Raw genomic sequence first — 17,145 nt, 5'->3', positions numbered from 1 at the left:
TTTGACCTAGCAAGAAACGCAGTGCGGGAAACACAGGATTTGCACAGCGTCAGAACGCTAGGTCACAAAGAATCGTGTAGCCAATAAAGGGCCTAAAAGATCCGAGTACCGAATCCGCACGAACCCTACCGTCGTTAAAGGCGTTAAAGAAAACGATTCGCCCTCTCCCATCCAGAGAGCGCAGCTACCGTGCGGGCCGAGCCACGAGGGATTGTGGCAATTCGCCGAGGATAGAATCGCAAGCATCGCGTACCATCGGGACATCGATGGATAGAATCGGGAGCATGTTTGTCTTCCGCTCTGACTTCTGCCGCTTGGTGAGACGCCCGCTCTGGATAGCCCGGTGCTTGGATCCCAACGGCCTCACTCGTTCCAAGGGCATTGGGCCGATAAGAGCGACCGTGGGTGTGTCGACCGCGACAGACAAGTGCATAGGACCAGTATCGGATCCAACAAATAGCGAGGCGAGCCGGAGCAAACTCCGGAGTTCAGTGAGACTTGTCGCGGGTGCGAGCTTGCAAGCCTCCGGCGCGAGCGACTGAATTTCCAAAGCGCGTAGCTTCTCCGTTTCGCCTCCCCACATGACCAGCGACGGAAGATGCCAACGATCCCAAAGATGCTTGGCAACCGCAGCATACCGATCGTTAGGCCATAACTTACTCGGCCAGCCCGCTCCCACATTAATCATCGCGAACGGGCTACCCGAGAAACTCTCCTCGATGACTCGCCTTGCCATCAGGGAATCTGCCTCTTCCTCCGCTAGCCGGAATTCGATTTGCGAGTCGACCACACCGAGCGGCTGCAAAAGCTCAAGGCCTCGATGAATCATATGTCGGCTAGTCGGAGTAACCAAGCGATTGTTGAGCCAGTAACTACACTCTCTTCCATCGTACTCCCCCGACGCAAATCCCAATCGAACCTTCGCTCCCGACAGATAAGCGAGAAGCGAACTTTTCATCAACCCTTGAAGGTCGATCGTGAGGTCCGGTTGGAAGGTTCGGGCTAGCGCAGTGGCCTCTAAAAATTTAGAAGGAGTCCGAAATGAAAGTTTCGGGATCGTGATCACAGTATTTAGATCGGGGTGCCCGCGGAGAAGTTGCGCTCCGGGCCCTTGTACAATCCATCCAATCTCCGCTTTTGGAAATGCACGTCTCAACGCACACAAGACAGGAATTCCAAGAACAACGTCCCCAATCGCGGATAGACGGACTATCAAAATGCGTTGCGGCGGATTCCCATGCAGCAGCTTGAATTCAGGAGTTGGATTCCGTTCCATGCGTTGACTATTTCTTCTGAGAAGGCGACGCAAAAAGCTCCATTGCACACAGCGCCATGCTGCGAACAGCCATCGGCAACGCTCGATCGATGTCAGGATAAAACTCGGGAGAATGAAGGCTCATGTTCTGCCCCCGTTTCTTCATGGCAGCAAGCCTCCCCGAATCGATCACCCCCAATCGGTACATGCACACAGGAACTCCCGCGATGCCGTACTGACTAAAGTCCTCGCCACCCATGACTTGCTCTGCCTCATGGACATAGTTAGGCCCGATCGACGCAGATACGCGGTTCTTCAATTGAAGTGTCAACGCTTCGTGATTGAAGAGAGAAGGGGTACCATCCGAGAGGGTTACTGTTGGCTCTGCAGCTCCATAGGCCATCGCAATCCCCTGAGCCTTGCGTCGAATGGCAGCGATGAGTTGTTCTCGAACCTCGGGGGAATAGCTTCGAACAGTGAGCTGAAGGTCGCAATAATCGCTGATGATGTTGTGCTTGGTCCCGGCATGGATCGACCCAACTGTAATGACCGCTGGTTCTGACGGTTTGAGCTCTCGACTCACAATCGTTTGAAGGCTAACGACTAATTCCGACGCTTGAACGATCGGGTCGATGGCAGTGTGGGGCGCAGCACCGTGCCCCCCTCGACCGTGAACGCGTATATCCACGCTATCGACATTGGCCATCATGTAACCGGCTCGAAAAGCGACCTGCTCCACGGGAGATGCTTCGCAGTGAAGCGCCACGACAGCATCAGGGCGAGGAAACCGGGTGAACAATCCGTCCTTTAACATCGCTTCGGCCCCGCCTCCGCGCTCTTCCGCAGGTTGGCCGATCAGGATGAGTGTCCCTTTCCATTGCTCGCGATGAGCGGCGAAAAGCCTCGCCATCCCGATCAAGTTGGTCATGTGGACGTCATGACCGCAAGCGTGCATGACACCCGTCGATACCCCCGTCGCGGTGACGATCTTTTTGGTAGATGCGCGGGGAAGTCCCGTCGCTTCCGTTACCGGCAATGCGTCGAGATCCGTTCGAAGCATGATGGTTGGGCCACTACCGTTTGCCAGCACGCCAACGACTCCATGTCCACCAACATTTTGGGTGACTTCCATCCCAGCAGACTGCCAAGCCTTCGCGATGTAGGCCGCCGTTTCGACCTCTTCAAACGAAATCTCTGGATTCTCGTGCAACCACCAATAATCAGCGACAAGGGTTTGGATATTGTTGGCGAGCCATTCTTCCACCCAAGGCAAATTGCAACGAGGGCCGTCGACGACACCTACCGCTCGTCCCTCCTGTGCCACGACCGAGGGCGTACCGCTCATAACCATCCATGAAGCCATCAACCCCGTCGAAAGCATAAGCGTCGCTCGAAGGGTCGATTCGATCTTGCTCCGGATGAGCAGGAATAGACTTGGCTTACCATGGAGAAGGGAGACCGCATCGGTCGCGAGCATGGGATCTGGTGGGGTGTACGACATGGTGCTGAACGAGCTCGCGTGTGCGAATGCGACTGGAAGGCGAGAAACCAATCGATGGAGTCTTGGAAGTTGCGGTAAGAGGCCTATCAAAAAGACCAGCCCAAAAATAAGGGGCCCGCATGGGCAATGATACTCGAAACAGGCGTGGGAACGCTAGCGAGCCATGCCCCCTTCCAAAGCAGAGAACTCAGCCCATACAGGCAGGTGGGAACTGACCTGCATGGCTTGATCGTACGAGAGATTGAGCTGGCGCAGAAAGTCGATCACACCGGCGCGCCCGGTGAACTCGTCGGTCGAGCGAGTAGGAAACAAAATATTATCCAGCATCCATTCGCCCGAAACCGTCGTGGCAATCTCTTCGATTGCCATATGTAACCCCAATCCCGGAACGGCCTGAATCTGAGCGGAAGAACTAGAAAAATCCCCCAGAAGAATCACGTCATCCTCGGCTCGCCCGTCTTGCCGCACGCTGCGAACCAGGGCTGGAAGCAAGGCCCGTTCTCGTTCGGTCGACGCGGGATCGATGCGGACATTGACCAGCGAGAAAGTAAACGACTCCTCGGGTCGGAGTCGCTTGGTTCGAAACCATCCCACGAGTGGCTCGTAGTCCATCAAGTTTTGGGGATCGTCCACTGTGTAAAGCTGATCGCGATCGGTCTCGATCCGCGCGGTGTCGAATAGAAAAGCGAATTGCTGCTCGGCATTCTCGGGTCCCACGCGAGGACCAATGCAGTAGTCATAGCGACGATCGCTCATATTGATGCGATCCAATAGCATAGGAAGAATGTCGGTTTGCCGAGAATGAATATGCTGCAAAGCGATCACATCAAATTGCCGAACGATGCGAGCGAGCGTCTCGACAACAGGAAGTTTTTGCAGCTTGGACTCGCCAAAAGAGTGCAAATTAAAAGTCGCGATTCGAATCCGTGGCTCGCTGCTGGAAGCAGTTGTCGATGGCGGGCGTTCTGCCGGACCGCTACGCGAGACGAGAGTTCCCCATCCGCTCCAGGGGGAGCTTCCACGGCCCTCCGTTTCGCTTCCGCTCGACACGTTTTGCGCACCCCGGTCGGTCGTCGACGTATTGGGAGTTAGCGGCAGCGGATTGGAGGATCTCCAACCAATCTCTACTGCCTCCGGTGTCGGTTTTTCTTCACCGACCTTTTTCACTCGAAGGTGCTGCCAGCCCGTCAGAGTGTAATGTTGGGATCCGTAGACCAATGCGCCGACCAATGCCGTGATAGCAAATGTTCGCTTTCGAATTGGAAACATGATGCACTGCGGTTGGAAGCTCCCATACGAGTCGGCCAAATGACGTGAACCGACACTCCTATCGAGTCCTTCGACCTACCAACCGATCGGCATTGACGTTTCTCGAAAAGTTCGGTGGAGTCACGCTTCGAGAAATGTGTTTGAGCAAATCGTATCGATCGTATGGCGCAAAGCAATCAATCGACCGACCGCAGGATGAGCGACTCTCGGAACACTTCTCAGAACACTAACGGGCCAATATCCCACCAACGCACGCTACGATTGCTTTGGATTCTTGGAAGGGACTGCCATTAGCAAGGAAACGATCAGGCATTCGCCAGCAAGGTTGGCGAGACGAATGATCACAGCCGCAAGCAACGCGACCGGCTGCCCCACCAGCGGGGCAAGCAGCCACGTAATCACTACCTCGCGAACCACCGCACCTCCCGGTAGCATCGACGCAAAACCAGCCACCGCGCCCAAACAAACGGCGCTTACAACTGCAGACCACCCTAGAAAACTTTGGAGCTCCGGCTGCTGACCCATCGCCAAAAGTACCAGCCATCCAGCGGTCCCCTGTATCAACCAACCGAGCACCATCCACAATGAGTTCCGAATCATGAACAATCCGGTAAACGCTGCAGGAATCGTTTTCGGCATCTTCCCAATCTTGCTCTTGGCGACAATCCCGATACCTAACTTGAAAAAGTGCGGGGTGAGCGCAGCAAATGCCACAGGGAGACAACACGCGGCGGAAAGCTTGAGCCAGAGAGGAACGTCTAACAGCAACAGGAGAAGGGCCCCGAGAATGGCTCCCGTGGCAACACCGGTCAGGGTTTCAACAAAGACGCTGACAATCCCAGCTCGAATCGCTAAACCGTACGGCTGCAGCTTTCCGACCCGGAGGAGGAGAACCATCGCCTTCCCCGGAACGTACTTGCCCAAATGCCCCAGGAAATAGGCATGAAGGGTAGCGGCGCGAGGGAGCTCTTGCCCGAAGGAACGAAGCGTTTGAATCCAAGCGATCGCACCAGGAAAGAGACCTAGGCAGTACACGGGGATCGACGCAGCGATCCATCGCCAATCAAAGTCGCTCCAAGAGATCCTCCCCTCCTGCGACTTGATCTCGTAAATCGCCCTCTGAATTGTCCAATAGAGAAATGCGATGACAACAAGGATTATGACAGCTTGAAGAATCCACTTCCATCGAGGCTGCCCGGACGGCTTGCTCTTGGAAGGTGTGCTCTCCGTTGGAAGATTGGAAGAAGACGGCAAGATTTCACCAAATGGATCGAAAGCTGAAGTGAAGTAGGGGTTGAGGTAGAGTCAAGCACAGGCTTTCGATAGACTTTGAGAGGCTGCGACGCCTCTTTTTCAACGAATCTAATCCCTTGAAGTGCTGACAATGGCTCGTTATATATCGTTTGCTGTTCTTTTGGGAATCATCGTGGTCATCGGGGCCTTGTTCTACAAGGTGATGATCGGTTTTTTTATACCCGTTTTTTTAGCTGCAGTATTGGTGGTCGTCTTTCGGCCTTTGCATCGTTGGGTCTGTGCCAAAGTGGGTGAGCGAGACCATGTCAGCGCGGGAATCACGACGACATTGATTGTTTTGATAGTCCTCCTCCCTGCTGGGCTTGTCTTGACGATGGCGGCGATTCAAGGTGCCGGGTTGGTCGCAGACGTCGCTCGCATTCCTTCCAGCATCCAAGTTGGACTAGCGCAACTTCGAAAGAACAAATGGGTGAACCTGGAGTACCCCCACGCTGATATCGTACGCGAGATACAAAACAAAATCGATGACATCCAAAATGAAGTAACCACGCAGCGGGTTCTCAAGGAACTTATGGAGCCATCAGGTTTGGTGCAGGGTGACATCAAAGTAATCCGGCGGCAGCTTGACGAACTCATTCCACGACTTCGCGAGTTCTCGCTTCGGGAAATAGAACGCCAGATCTTGGACTCGCGTGGTGCCGCTTCCACCGAAACTGGCCTTCACTCGGAGCTAAACAAAGTGTTCCTCGACGCCGATCAACTTCTGGAAGGTGTCATCACAGGACGCTCCAAACCGAGTCCTCCCAACGAGGATTCGCTGCCGCAATCCGAGCCAGGAATCGCGACCAAGCCGGCCGTCGATGACAGCTTTGTATTAGTGCGATCGAGCAAGCTGCCGGAACTCAACGGCTTTGATCTCGATGAGTTGGAATCGATCAAGCAATCGCGAACCAAATACATGGACACGGCGATCAAATGGATGGAATCCAAAGATCGAATGCTGGCTGAATTGGATAGGCTCGCATCCGGAACCGCGGTAGACATGGTCGAACTCCAACGCGAATCGCTGAGCCTTTCTCAGGAATGGTCCTCAGCGAAGGAAACGTTGTATGGAGGTGAGTGGCTCGGTTTGCTGAAGGAGCTTGCCAACCCGACGCCCGAGCAAGTCCGAATGGTGACGCAGTCCACCATCGAATACCTACAACCCAAACTTCTCTCGGTTACAGGGGACTCGGCCGCATTTCTCGTCAGGCTAGGTATCGGAGCGGCGATCCTACTTCTGTCACTTTACTTCTTTCTGTGCGATGGTCCTGCGATGATTCGCAGCATCATGGAACTGAGCCCCCTGGACGATCGATATGAACTCGAACTCCTCGCAGAATTCGATCGTATCTCCCGGGCTATCGTCTTGGCGACTGTTCTTTCTGCCTTGCTACAAGGACTTACTGCAGGGATTGGCTACTACTTCGTGGGTATGCCCTCTCTGATTCTTCTGACCGCTCTCACTTGTACGTGCGCGTTGGTTCCCTTCGTTGGCCCCGCCATCGTTTGGGTGCCTGTCTGTTTTTATCTCGCCGTCTACCAAGAGAATCTCACAGCCGCGATCGGGCTCGGGATTTGGGGCTCCCTTGTAGTTGCCAGCGTCGACAATGTCGTAAAGATGCTGGTGCTGCACGGTCAAAGCCAACTCCACCCGCTGCTCGCACTGCTGAGCGTGCTCGGGGGAATCCAAGCCCTAGGGCCCATCGGTATCCTCATCGGTCCCATGGCCGTCGTACTACTGCAGACGTTGCTCGGAATTCTTCGACAAGAGCTTGGGAAGTTCAAAAAACAAGATGACGGTTCCGATATAACGGAAGCCGATATTCGGGACCTGAGCGTGATGATTCGGAAACCCAAACTCAAATCCAAGCCCTCGAAGAACCTCCCCGATTCGGAGGCTAACCCCAAAGCGACCCCTGAGGCCACCTAGCGATGAATCTCCAAGAACTCAAGGCGATCCAAGCACCGCTAAAAGAAGCATACCGAGCCCAACCCGATACAGCAATCATCCGGATGCTCGCCATCGCCGACGCAAAGGTGGGGGATCAACAATGTGTCGTTCGATCTCACACCGGAACAATTACCGCGGGGTTGCACCGGGCTGCGGGTGGAAGTGGAAACGAAGCATGCAGCGTCGAAATTCTATTGGAAGCGTTGGCCGCATGCGCTGGCGTAACACTGGGAGCGGTCGCGACCAACATGGAACTTCGAATTCAATCCTGCCAAATACAAGCCAGCGCGGTTATGGATTTTAGAGGGACTCTCGGCGTCGATCGATCAGCACAAGTCGGACTCACCTCCATCGAGCTATTGTTCATCATCGAAAGCCCCGAGCCGACCGAGTCCATCGAAAAACTTGTTTCCCTTACCGAGCGCTACTGCGTGATCTACCAGACTCTTCAAGCTAGCACGCCGGTGCAGACCGTTGTTCAATACCGATGATCATGGGCCAATGATCGTCGACGAGCCTGCATCCAAGCAGGTCGTACCTGGTATACGAATCCGCTCAATAGCTCCCATGCCGGCTAATAGCTAGAAGCCTGAGAGCCTGCTTTGCATCCCCACCTGTAAAATCATAAAAGCGAGTTGCATCGGTTCGTTCGATTCGGCTCGGAAATCGCCCGTCCATCAACAAGTACAAATGGTTGACTTGATCGTTCCACTCCAACCCTGGCTTCGAGACGCGTTCGACAAACTCTTCCAACTTCGCGTAGGGCTTCGCGACCGAAAGCAGATAGAGAAGCTGCTCGTCGGACATTTGCATCGACATCGGCTTGGAGGAACCTATTCCATTGGACTTGTTCAAGTCTGCCTGCGCTAGGAGCGAACCATCCGATCGCCCGTTGTTGGGTACAACCCATTTGGCAACCTCGCTCGCGGTATGGCGGGCCGATTGGGATGTGGTCAGCGCCACGGAGGGTACGAAAGCAAATAGCCTCGCTCGCCGATGGTACTCGGTGAGTAAATCGTCGCTGGCTTGGAGATACCAACTCGCCGTCGGCTTGGCTTCCGGAGTCCTCATGGCATCGGTCAAAAGTAGCGATGCAACTAAATCGCGGACACTACCACTAGCCTGCAACTGGCTGCAAAGAAGTGATCTGAGATCCGTGCGTTCCTCTGCCGCTTCTGACTCGGTCAAGCCGAATGACGGCACCAAAGGTTGATGAAAGATCTTCGACCAAACAAGCTCGACCACACCGGCTCGTGCGTCTCGAGACTGCTCCAGCCAATCGGCAATCTTGATGCGCTGGCTCGAATCTGCATCGTCAACGGGAAGCCCCGGCTCCGCCATGACCATCTTCCCTGCAGGGTCTTCATAGAAAAATGATTCATTCTCCTGAGCAGCATTCCTGGCAACTGGTGCCTTTCGACGTGCCGAGACCTTCGCAAGTTCGGCGGGGAAGCTCCAAAACAAATCTGGCTTCATCATCGAATCACTTCCCCAGTTCGATAAGGCGCGATCGTTCGCCTCATGACACTGGGTACATGCAACCATCGTATTACCGCTGCGATGCAATAGACTCGTGGCAACTCCGACAATCGGTGCATCCAACGAACTGAATCGACGTTTGATCTTCGAGTTCTTTTCCATATCGCCTGCGATGGCGGACTCTCGCATCATGGTGTCGTTCCACCAGTAATCCGATCCGCTTTCTGCGATCTCATTATTCTCTAACGCGAGAGCAGACTCCAACTGCTGAATCTTGCGATTTTCAACCAATCCCTCTTGGATCCAATCCACGAATTGCTGCAATGCAGCGGGCTGGCTCTTGAGAGAATGGATTTCGGTCCCCAGATAATGCTCCGCAAGCATTTGACTCCAATGAATACTAAACTCCTCGGAGTCCAACAGACGGGTCACAAAGCGTTCGGTTCGATCGCCCCCTTTGTCGGTTCGAAAGGCCTCGCGTTCAGCCGCAGTCGGCAGTCGCCCAATAGCTGCCAACGAAATCCGCTGCATCCAAGACTCACCGATCGGCTCTTTTCGGACCTCAACTCCAACCCGCTTCCAAGCTTGGTCGAGCTGCGCATCCACAATCTTCGTCAATGCCGGCAACGGGATCGCCGAAGGTTGCGGGAGAGCAACAACCCATTTGAACCGGTCCTCCCCCTTGCTCGGCAAATCGCTCGGTGGAACCTGTTCCGATCGTGTCGGTGGTGTAGCGGCAATCGCATCGTTCGTCTCGAGAGGAGGAACGCGATCTCCTTGGCTTCCCTCGTTGGTTTCATCCCGCTTCGTCATCGAAGGGAGCTGAGGAGTATCGAGCGATACCACATTATTTTCGTTGGTTCGACTGGAGAGAAGTGCTTGATACCCCAACCATACGCCAGCGCAAGAGGCGGCCAAGGTCATGAGCGCGGCGCTCCTCCGAACCCAACGATACTCCCATACACGCGGGTGGACTCGTAGAACTTCTGGTTCTTGCGCCATGCCCCCGCGGCGTCGCGTATGTAGGACAGATTTGAACTGTCCATCTGAAACAAACTCGACATCGGCTTGTGCTGCCCCCAATGCCTCATCCAGTACGTCATCGTTGTAGATCGGTCTTCGCCTATTCGAAGGCGGGGGCTCGACCAACCCCATTTGCTTCGCTCGAAGCTTGAGCAGGATGCGCTGCTCCAAATCGGGGGGAGTGTTTCCCTGAAGCAGATCTCTTAGGAGCGAATTGAGCATGAACTCCCCGGCCCTGGACGGCGGGAAGGGTTTTCCGTTTCGCTCTGGATCAAATGGATTTTTAGTCACCTTGCAACTTCCCGTCCATACATTGCCTCAGCTGTGCTTTGGCACGCTGCATTAAGTTTTTTGCACCATGCTCAGTGATACCGAGCTTCTGTGCGATATTTTCGCGCGTGGCGTCCTCGCTAAATCGCATCTTCAAGGAAAGTTGGGCGCGAGCCGTGAGTCTTGAAAAACACTCTGCGAGCGCATCAAACACTTCCCCGCCACGTCCCTCCTCTCCCGCCCAACGAACCCATTGCTCGTCGAGCGCATCCATCACATCCGTCGTTGTCATTCTTCGATGCTTTCGGCGATAGGTCACGAGCAAGTGATACGCGACCCGCCGTAAATAACTCGCTGTCGCCGAAGGACTGATCTGAACGAACGGACGCCGCAAAACAGCAATAAACGTCTCCTGGGTCAAATCATCCGCGAGGGACTGCTCACAACCCATGGCGCGCAAGTACCTCCAGACCGATGCTTGATACTCTTGAATGAGTTGCTCGGGTTCAAGGGCGTTTTCGGATTCTTGCGAGGTGAAGGGTTCGCTCGTCAAAGCATTTCCGGTTAGGTAAATAGGTCTTTGATGATCTTGCCACTGTTGGCAATCTTCATGGGACGACCGCTCTTGCTTGTGAAGGTCGTCTCCAAGGATATTCCTAACGCGTGACAAACGGAAGCCATGAGGTCTTCCGAGGAATACGGATCTCCTGTGATTTCGGTTCCATCTTCGTTGGTTCCCCCGACGGCTTGCCCACCTTGGATTCCACCACCTCCCACGACGACGCTCCAAGCCCTAGCCCAGTGGTCTCGCCCAGCGTCCGCGTTGATGCGCGGAGTTCTACCAAACTCGCCCATCCAAATGATCACGGTGTCTTGGAGCAGTCCTCGCTGTTCGAGATCCTCCGTGAGCGATGCCATGGCGCGGTCCAACACCGGCAAACGATCGTTTTCGAGGGTCCTAAAGATGCCTTGGTGATTATCCCACCCCCCCAAATCGACTTCTACGAACGGAACCCCCGCTTCGACCAATCTCCGAGCGAGCAAACATCCTTGACCAAAGTTGTTTTCGCCATACTTCTCCTTCACTTCCTTTGGCTCTTTGTCTACCTCGAACGCCTGCATCTGAGCGCTCGTCAACAGATCAAAAGTCTTGCCCAATACCTTGCGATGGTCTTCAACAACTCCCCCACGCTTCTGACTGATAAACGAGTCTTCGATCGTCTTCAAGGCAATCTGTCGCTGCATCAGCCGATCCTTCGCCAAACTCATCTCCAAGTTTCGAACTCGACCGTTGCTGGACACGCTGAACGGCGCCCAGGACATCCCTAAAAACCCAGGCCCTTCGCTTGCCCCACCGACCGATACGAACGGAGGAATCTCCAATTCAGGTCGCTGAACCATCAACTCATGCGCGATCACCGCACCATAACTTGGATAATCCACGTTCGCGTCTGGCACGTATCCGGTGTGCATGTAATACCTACCCCGGTTGTGATCTGCCTCACGCGTGCTCATCGATCGCACGATCGCCATGTGATGCATCTGCTTTGCCATCAACGGCATGTGCTCACAGATCTGGACATCCCCCGACGTGGCAATGGTCTTGAAAGGACCACCATTGTCGGTGCCCGGTTTCAAGTCCCAAATATCCATCGAACTTGGACCACCTCCCATCCAAAGCAACACGCAGGATTTGCGGTTCTTCTTCAACGTGTCTGCGTGGACTCGCAGGGAATGTCCCAATGATAAAGACGCTCCCATCATCGTCGCGGCTCCAGCCATGTGCGACATGAAGTGCCGACGATTCATTCCATCTGGTGTTGCAAATCGTGACCACATAAGTAACTGCCTTCGCTGACTAGATTGCTGATTAGACGATGAGACTTTGGAAATATCTACTTGGTTTGGTGAGGCCCGAACGGACCGATCAATGATTGAAGATGAACTCATTACTGTTCAAAATCGCCCACCAAAGGTCCTGCAACATGCCTCCCATATCATTCTTCCGAGCCACCAGAAGCTGATTGGCAATGGAAAGCTCTTCACTGCGTGGTCGCCTTCCCAGGCCTGTCAAAAACAGAACCTGGACTTTATCCGCGACACTCCCTTTTTGCTGCGCAATCGATCCGAGCCAGCTTCCCGACTCGGTCGAAATCGCTTCTCGAATCAATTCCCCATTAAACATCATCAAACTCTGAGGGATCGACCCATTGAACGTCGTGGTCTCGTCCCCTTCGTCGGTCCCAAATGCGACCACGAACTGCTTCATCCATTCGTCACGACGACGCGATTGCTCCTCCAAACTCCCCTTGCGATTGGCTTGAGTTGCTACCGCTAACGACTGGAACAATTGCTCGGCACTCATCTGCCGAGTATAGAAGTGCGAAAACTTAGGTGTCTCTCCTTGACTGGGATCATCCGTCTCGTTGTTGCTCGTCATGCGCGACGAAAGCTGATACGGTTGCGACATGGTGATCCAAACCATCAACTGCTTGAGATCGTAACTTGAGTTCCGAAAATCGTTCGAGAGCTCCTCGAACAACTCTGGAAATGAGGTCGGACTGTGGGGGCCTATATCATCGATCGGCTTGGTAAATCCATAGCCAAGGAAATGGGACCACATTCGATTTACAATCGCTTTATCCAAGAACGGACTCTGCAGCATGAGCTTCCCCAACTCCTCGCGGCGATTGACTTGCACTACGAATCCACTCTTCCCGATTTCGGTTCCATCGATGAACACGGGATAAGCAACCTTGGTCAAGCCATTGCGAAGCTGGAAATAGATCTCCGCTTGATCGGGACGCCCCCCCTCTCCGGAAAAATCCTGATTGACCAACTCCGCATGGTCCACATCTCGAGTACCCGAAACAAATCTTCGCAACGCTCGGGTTTGCCGAAAGAAAGCGTTGAACTCCCAAAACTTTTGCTGCTTCCACTGATTGAACGGATGGTTGTGGCACTGGGTACACTGGACTTGCAACCCTAAAAAAATTCGGGACACGGCCGCAGTTGCTTGAGTACCATCCTCCTCATTGACTTTCATCGCCAAGAAATTGGTCGCTCCGTTGAAACCCTCTGTTCCCGGCTTCGTCGATCCCGTCGCTGTTACCAATTCGTACACCATATCGTTGTATGGCTTGTTTCTCGCAAACGCATCGCGCAAATATTTCTGCATGCCGGATCGATCGGTAAGCGTTCGATCTTCCATGCCTCCATTGCGACCGATGAGCGTGTTGGTCCAAACCGTCCCCCAATGATTCGCATATTCCTCGGTGTAGCGATCGTCATTCAGAAGTTTCTGAACTAGGTTGAGCTTCTTCGAAGGGGTCTTGTCTTTGGCAAACTCCCCCAACTCCTCGAAGCTTGGTATGCGACCGATCAAATCCAAATAAACACGGCGGCACCATTTGAGCTCGTCCTCAGCCGGCGACGGTTTCACCCCCGCGTCCGCCCACCCCGCCTGCATCGCCATGTCGATTTTTTCGACTTGAGGGGGCAAGGTCACCGCCCCAGGCTTATCCGCGCCGGCTGCGTGGGGTATCAAACATCCCAAAACCGCGCCCCACACCAACAACGGCATCGCGAATCGGCTCGCAATCGTTCGATCGCTCCCAACAACGGGATTTCGTACCCGCGCACAACGGGGAGCGAATACCATTTGCCGACCCGACGGGGTTCGAAAGGGATTGCAATTCTGCGACCAAGCCATCATGTGCTTTCTCTAGAACGGATGGGGAAGAGTAACGACTCTCTGTGGGCACAAGCAGGGAATTGCTGCTTATTGTACTCAGTTTCCCTAATAATCTTCCTGATTCTACCATTCGGCAAAGAGCGAACTTCCTCGGCCAGCTCCCCCAAACGATACAATCGTTTCGATCTCGTACCCGCAAGATCCTTAGCTATCAGCAAGCATATGTCATTTCAGTTGAACCAAGCCGCAAAGCCAAAAAAACGGCCGCCGAATACCCGGGTCAGCTGCTCCCAAGCTTGGGGAGTCGAGAGCTCTCCATCCTCCAGATAGTCCTCCCATCCCGAGCCTTGCACCATCAATACCAGGTCAAACTCGCGAGGCTCTAAGAAAACACGGCGAATATTGATTCCGGTCCCTTCGTCGGGAATGATGGGGCCGTTGTTCCCCCGGCGGTTCGGGTAGATCCGCCAATACGGCACCAATTTTTCACCCTTGAGGATGGCTTCTAGCTCGTTCAATACCGCGGTCCAGCCCGCCACCAACTCCTGATTCACGGGCACTTGAAGTATGCCAGTTTGCCTTGGGTTGGGAATCCACTCTCGATCATCATCCGACTCGTCGGTCGCGAGCTTCCAAAACAGCCGGCTCTCTCGCACCATCGCCAAGAGGTGATCATGCGCTTTCTGCATGCGCACTGGTTCGCGACACGGGAAGCGACAGAGATGGATCGCGGCGATCAAGTCGGTGATGAACGCCGTGTCGAAGCCCCCATCCGCATGACGATGCTGCGTGAGCAAATAAGGACTATCGACTCTGGAAAAGAACAAGTGGCCGCACCGTTCAAAGAGCTCTTTCTGATCATGCGCTAAAATGATTTCGCTCAGCGCCAAGAGAACATGGCAGTACCCTCGAAGCCATGCGATATCTGCACCATCGATCCCAACCTCCATCTCCTCGCCGGCTGTTCGAAGGGCGGCAGGACTGATCTCCTGAAGCATCGCTTTAAACGTTTCTCCGGATGACCGCTTGTCGTCATCGTTCCAATCGAACCGAACCTTCCCAATCCTCAAGACAAGCTTGAAATCGGAAGCAGTGGGCTGCCCTAAGGACTCTTGGGCGGATCGGATCTCCTTGGAAAATTCTTCCAACGCAAATCGGACCTTGTCGTAGGTGACCAATTCAGGATCGGAGTTGCTGGGAATCGGTAGCCGAAAAAACGGGACAAACTGGAGAAAGGACTGATCTCGTACACCAAAGCGATACCAAGCTTGTCCAAGATTCTCTACGGCATGGAGCACTTGGGTGATTCCCAACAAGCACCGAGCCGATTCATCCCTCGGATCCCTTTGAAGCTCCGCTTCGAAATGCTTCGTACAAGCATCAAGACTTTGCGTTGCAATGAGTTCATTCCAAGTGGAGTCGTGCTCCGAGAACGCCAGCGGCAAACTTTGACCAAAACAAAGCTGCCAACCGAACCAAAGACTTGCCCCACCCCATACGATCAATTTGCGAATCGCACCCATACCATTATCCCCCAAGGCATGTGTTCCCTCAACCACTCGTTTGCACCCTTCAGCATAAGCGACCTCGCGCCTCAAAGGGTCGACTGCACCAAAAGAAAAAGCGGCGAACGATCTCGATCGGAGTTCGTTCGCCGCTTTCCAGTCGTTAGATGGGGATTTAAAACCGCCCTTTCAACGCTATTTGCTTGAGTTCAGCTCGATGGTGAAGTCATTTTTGCCGCTCGAAACGACTTCGACCACAATCTCACCCTTCTGAACACAACCTGCCTTCGGAGCCGATTGCGGTTTAGCAGATTTACCACCGTTGGCGGCCAAGTCTTCGTCGCTCACCCCCTGGGATTCCTCGGAATCCTCGTCCTCGCCACCGACATAAACAACTTGATGCTTGCCAACGATGGCACCATCGAACCTGCCATAAGTGGACAGAACAAACCGGCCGTCAGGGCCGAGTGACGCGGAGGCGGGTTTGCCTGACTCCAGACTGTTGTCAGCCGAAATCGGATTGAACGAAACGGAGCCCGAAGTGACGGGTGCGCCATTGCAGAGAACGACTCCCTCTACGGGAGCCACTTTGAACTGCGATCCATTGCAACCACAAAAGACTGCTAGAGAAAGAAAGGGTAAACCAATTGTATGTCGAACAGAAAACATCATGTACCAATTCCAAACTTGAATGAGTGAAAACGAGGCGACGGAATATTCTTCTTGGGAATCGCCTCTTTAGAAATCTCCATCGAATACTTCACCGCCATTGCGAGTGGAAAGCGCGCGATAGGTGGTCATGTTGATGTTCTGCGAAATAAATCGAACGGATCCATCCCCAATCGCGAACTGCGCCCCGCCTGTGTGATAGCTGCCTGCGTATTCGCCATCGTTGTTGAAGAAACCAGTTGCATCGCGAGTGTTGGCGTTGATGGGGTCGTCCGTTTCCATCCCAACCAAATACTCGGAGATGTCGGTAGGGGGATTGTTGTCGCTATTGCCGGAGAAGTTATAGCGGCGATCGCTCCCGGGCATTCGATTGGAGTTGGGGGCGCCTCGCAACTCATCCTGCACCTCAGCAACCATGAGCGTGTTCGACGTCCCATCTGGAATACCTCCAAATTTGACTTGACTGTTCATGAAGAAAATCCCGTTGCCGTTGTAACCGATGTCGGTAGCTGCATCGAGTTGATCGTCATTGAATGTGGTGTTGCCACAGACGCCATTGTAGGTGCTCAGCTGATATCCACTCTTGGACGGGTTCTGCACCCCATCAGGGTGACTTGGACATTGAAAGAATGGAAGCCGGGTCGTTCGCCCCGCAAGCGTTTGCTCGGCGGATGTCTCTCCTCCAATGTCCGTCCCCATGACAGGTGCCACTTGGTTGTAGAGGTTTGACTGCTCAAGAAACGGCAAGATGCGGGAATGCCACGTCCATCCGTCACCCCGCATGGGGCTACCTACTCGCACGATGTTGCCGGACGGAAAACACTTGAATGAACTCTCGTAGTTGTGCAGCGCCAGTCCAATCTGCTTCAAACTATTGGAGCATTGCATCCGTCGAGCCGCTTCGCGCGCCGCTTGAACGGCAGGCAAAAGAAGGCCCACGAGAATCCCAATGATGGCAATCACAACAAGGAGCTCAACGAGGGTAAAACCGCGAGCAGAACGGTACCGCAGACGGACCATAGACAGGTTCCTAACAAAGGAGGGGAGAGAATGGGAGGGGGGGAGGGCGGAACTCGATCTAGAGGTTCGGCATGGCTGCGAATCTTCCCTTGCCGCACCACTAAGGGTGATCGATTCACAAGAATAGTGGCGGAACGCAACTTACGTCAAATGGTTTGTGAAGATTTTGCGAAGAAAGCGTGAAGAAGACAAGGCAGGCAATCTGGGATGACT

The 17,145-nt window shown here is 54.0% G+C and carries 13 protein-coding genes; 2 read left to right on the top strand and 11 right to left on the bottom strand.

Annotated elements, in window-relative coordinates; genetic code table 11:
• Nucleotides 1–184: 184 nt before the first annotated feature.
• The 4 genes from SH467x_RS19060 to SH467x_RS19045 all read right to left on the bottom strand — a co-directional run bounded on the left by SH467x_RS19060 (nt 185) and on the right by SH467x_RS19045 (nt 5,279).
• Complete coding sequence (locus SH467x_RS19060; protein ID WP_482368678.1) at nt 185–1,276, bottom strand: glycosyltransferase family 9 protein; 1,092 nt, start codon at nt 1,274–1,276, stop codon at nt 185–187.
• A 7-nt stretch (nt 1,277–1,283) separates the two neighbouring features.
• A complete protein-coding gene (locus SH467x_RS19055; RefSeq protein WP_482368677.1) occupies nt 1,284–2,756 on the bottom strand; it encodes a M20 metallopeptidase family protein in 1,473 nt (490 codons plus the stop codon).
• A gap of 153 nt (nt 2,757–2,909) precedes the next feature.
• Entirely contained in the window at nt 2,910–4,025 is a 1,116-nt protein-coding gene (locus SH467x_RS19050) for an endonuclease/exonuclease/phosphatase family protein (protein ID WP_482368676.1), read from the bottom strand.
• Nucleotides 4,026–4,280: 255 nt separating this feature from the next.
• On the bottom strand, nt 4,281–5,279 hold the full coding sequence (locus tag SH467x_RS19045; protein WP_482368675.1) for a lysylphosphatidylglycerol synthase transmembrane domain-containing protein: 999 nt from the start codon (nt 5,277–5,279) through the stop codon (nt 4,281–4,283).
• A 130-nt stretch (nt 5,280–5,409) separates the two neighbouring features.
• Between SH467x_RS19045 and SH467x_RS19040 the strand changes: the two genes are divergently transcribed.
• Together SH467x_RS19040 and SH467x_RS19035 are read left to right on the top strand one after the other, a co-directional pair.
• Entirely contained in the window at nt 5,410–7,251 is a 1,842-nt protein-coding gene (locus tag SH467x_RS19040) for an AI-2E family transporter (RefSeq protein ID WP_482368674.1), read from the top strand.
• 2 nt (nt 7,252–7,253) lie between these two features.
• Entirely contained in the window at nt 7,254–7,763 is a 510-nt protein-coding gene (locus SH467x_RS19035; protein ID WP_482368673.1) for an OsmC family protein, read from the top strand.
• Between the two features lie 64 nt (nt 7,764–7,827).
• Here the strand turns inward: SH467x_RS19035 and SH467x_RS19030 are convergent, their stop codons facing one another.
• From SH467x_RS19030 to SH467x_RS19000, 7 genes are all read right to left on the bottom strand, one after another.
• Complete coding sequence (locus tag SH467x_RS19030; protein ID WP_482368672.1) at nt 7,828–9,996, bottom strand: DUF1549 domain-containing protein; 2,169 nt, start codon at nt 9,994–9,996, stop codon at nt 7,828–7,830.
• A gap of 61 nt (nt 9,997–10,057) precedes the next feature.
• A complete protein-coding gene (locus tag SH467x_RS19025; protein ID WP_482368671.1) occupies nt 10,058–10,597 on the bottom strand; it encodes an RNA polymerase sigma factor in 540 nt (179 codons plus the stop codon).
• 11 nt (nt 10,598–10,608) lie between these two features.
• Nucleotides 10,609–11,853, bottom strand: a complete 1,245-nt coding sequence (locus SH467x_RS19020) for a DUF1501 domain-containing protein (protein WP_482368670.1) — start codon at nt 11,851–11,853, stop codon at nt 10,609–10,611.
• A 118-nt stretch (nt 11,854–11,971) separates the two neighbouring features.
• On the bottom strand, nt 11,972–13,627 hold the full coding sequence (locus SH467x_RS19015; protein ID WP_482368669.1) for a DUF1549 domain-containing protein: 1,656 nt from the start codon (nt 13,625–13,627) through the stop codon (nt 11,972–11,974).
• 341 nt (nt 13,628–13,968) lie between these two features.
• Nucleotides 13,969–15,297: a hypothetical protein gene (locus SH467x_RS19010; RefSeq protein ID WP_482368668.1), complete on the bottom strand. Its 1,329-nt coding sequence runs from the start codon at nt 15,295–15,297 to the stop codon at nt 13,969–13,971.
• A 141-nt stretch (nt 15,298–15,438) separates the two neighbouring features.
• Nucleotides 15,439–15,915 carry a hypothetical protein gene (locus SH467x_RS19005; protein ID WP_482368667.1) on the bottom strand — a complete coding sequence of 159 codons (477 nt, stop codon included), beginning with the start codon at nt 15,913–15,915 and terminating at the stop codon, nt 15,439–15,441.
• Nucleotides 15,916–15,981: 66 nt separating this feature from the next.
• Entirely contained in the window at nt 15,982–16,932 is a 951-nt protein-coding gene (locus SH467x_RS19000) for a DUF1559 family PulG-like putative transporter (RefSeq protein WP_482368666.1), read from the bottom strand.
• Between the last annotated feature and the right edge of the window lie 213 nt (nt 16,933–17,145).

The organism is Brakhagea slesvicensis, from assembly GCF_052161625.1.
Taxonomy (GTDB): Bacteria; Planctomycetota; Planctomycetia; order Pirellulales; family Pirellulaceae; genus JBKCUI01.
Note: the sequence above shows the minus strand (reverse complement) of the source record. Positions and strands in the feature narration are given on the sequence as shown.

What these genes read in the sequence shown, in the direction of transcription:
- SH467x_RS19060 (WP_482368678.1), bottom strand. Translation starts at nt 1,276, where the DNA reads ATGGAACGGAATCCAACTCCTGAATTCAAGCTGCTGCATGGGAATCCG.
- SH467x_RS19055 (WP_482368677.1), bottom strand. Translation starts at nt 2,756, where the DNA reads ATGTCGTACACCCCACCAGATCCCATGCTCGCGACCGATGCGGTCTCC.
- SH467x_RS19050 (WP_482368676.1), bottom strand. Translation starts at nt 4,025, where the DNA reads ATGTTTCCAATTCGAAAGCGAACATTTGCTATCACGGCATTGGTCGGC.
- SH467x_RS19040 (WP_482368674.1), top strand. Translation starts at nt 5,410, where the DNA reads ATGGCTCGTTATATATCGTTTGCTGTTCTTTTGGGAATCATCGTGGTC.
- SH467x_RS19035 (WP_482368673.1), top strand. Translation starts at nt 7,254, where the DNA reads ATGAATCTCCAAGAACTCAAGGCGATCCAAGCACCGCTAAAAGAAGCA.
- SH467x_RS19030 (WP_482368672.1), bottom strand. Translation starts at nt 9,996, where the DNA reads ATGCTCAATTCGCTCCTAAGAGATCTGCTTCAGGGAAACACTCCCCCC.
- SH467x_RS19020 (WP_482368670.1), bottom strand. Translation starts at nt 11,853, where the DNA reads ATGAATCGTCGGCACTTCATGTCGCACATGGCTGGAGCCGCGACGATG.
- SH467x_RS19015 (WP_482368669.1), bottom strand. Translation starts at nt 13,627, where the DNA reads ATGCCGTTGTTGGTGTGGGGCGCGGTTTTGGGATGTTTGATACCCCAC.
- SH467x_RS19005 (WP_482368667.1), bottom strand. Translation starts at nt 15,915, where the DNA reads ATGATGTTTTCTGTTCGACATACAATTGGTTTACCCTTTCTTTCTCTA.
- SH467x_RS19000 (WP_482368666.1), bottom strand. Translation starts at nt 16,932, where the DNA reads ATGGTCCGTCTGCGGTACCGTTCTGCTCGCGGTTTTACCCTCGTTGAG.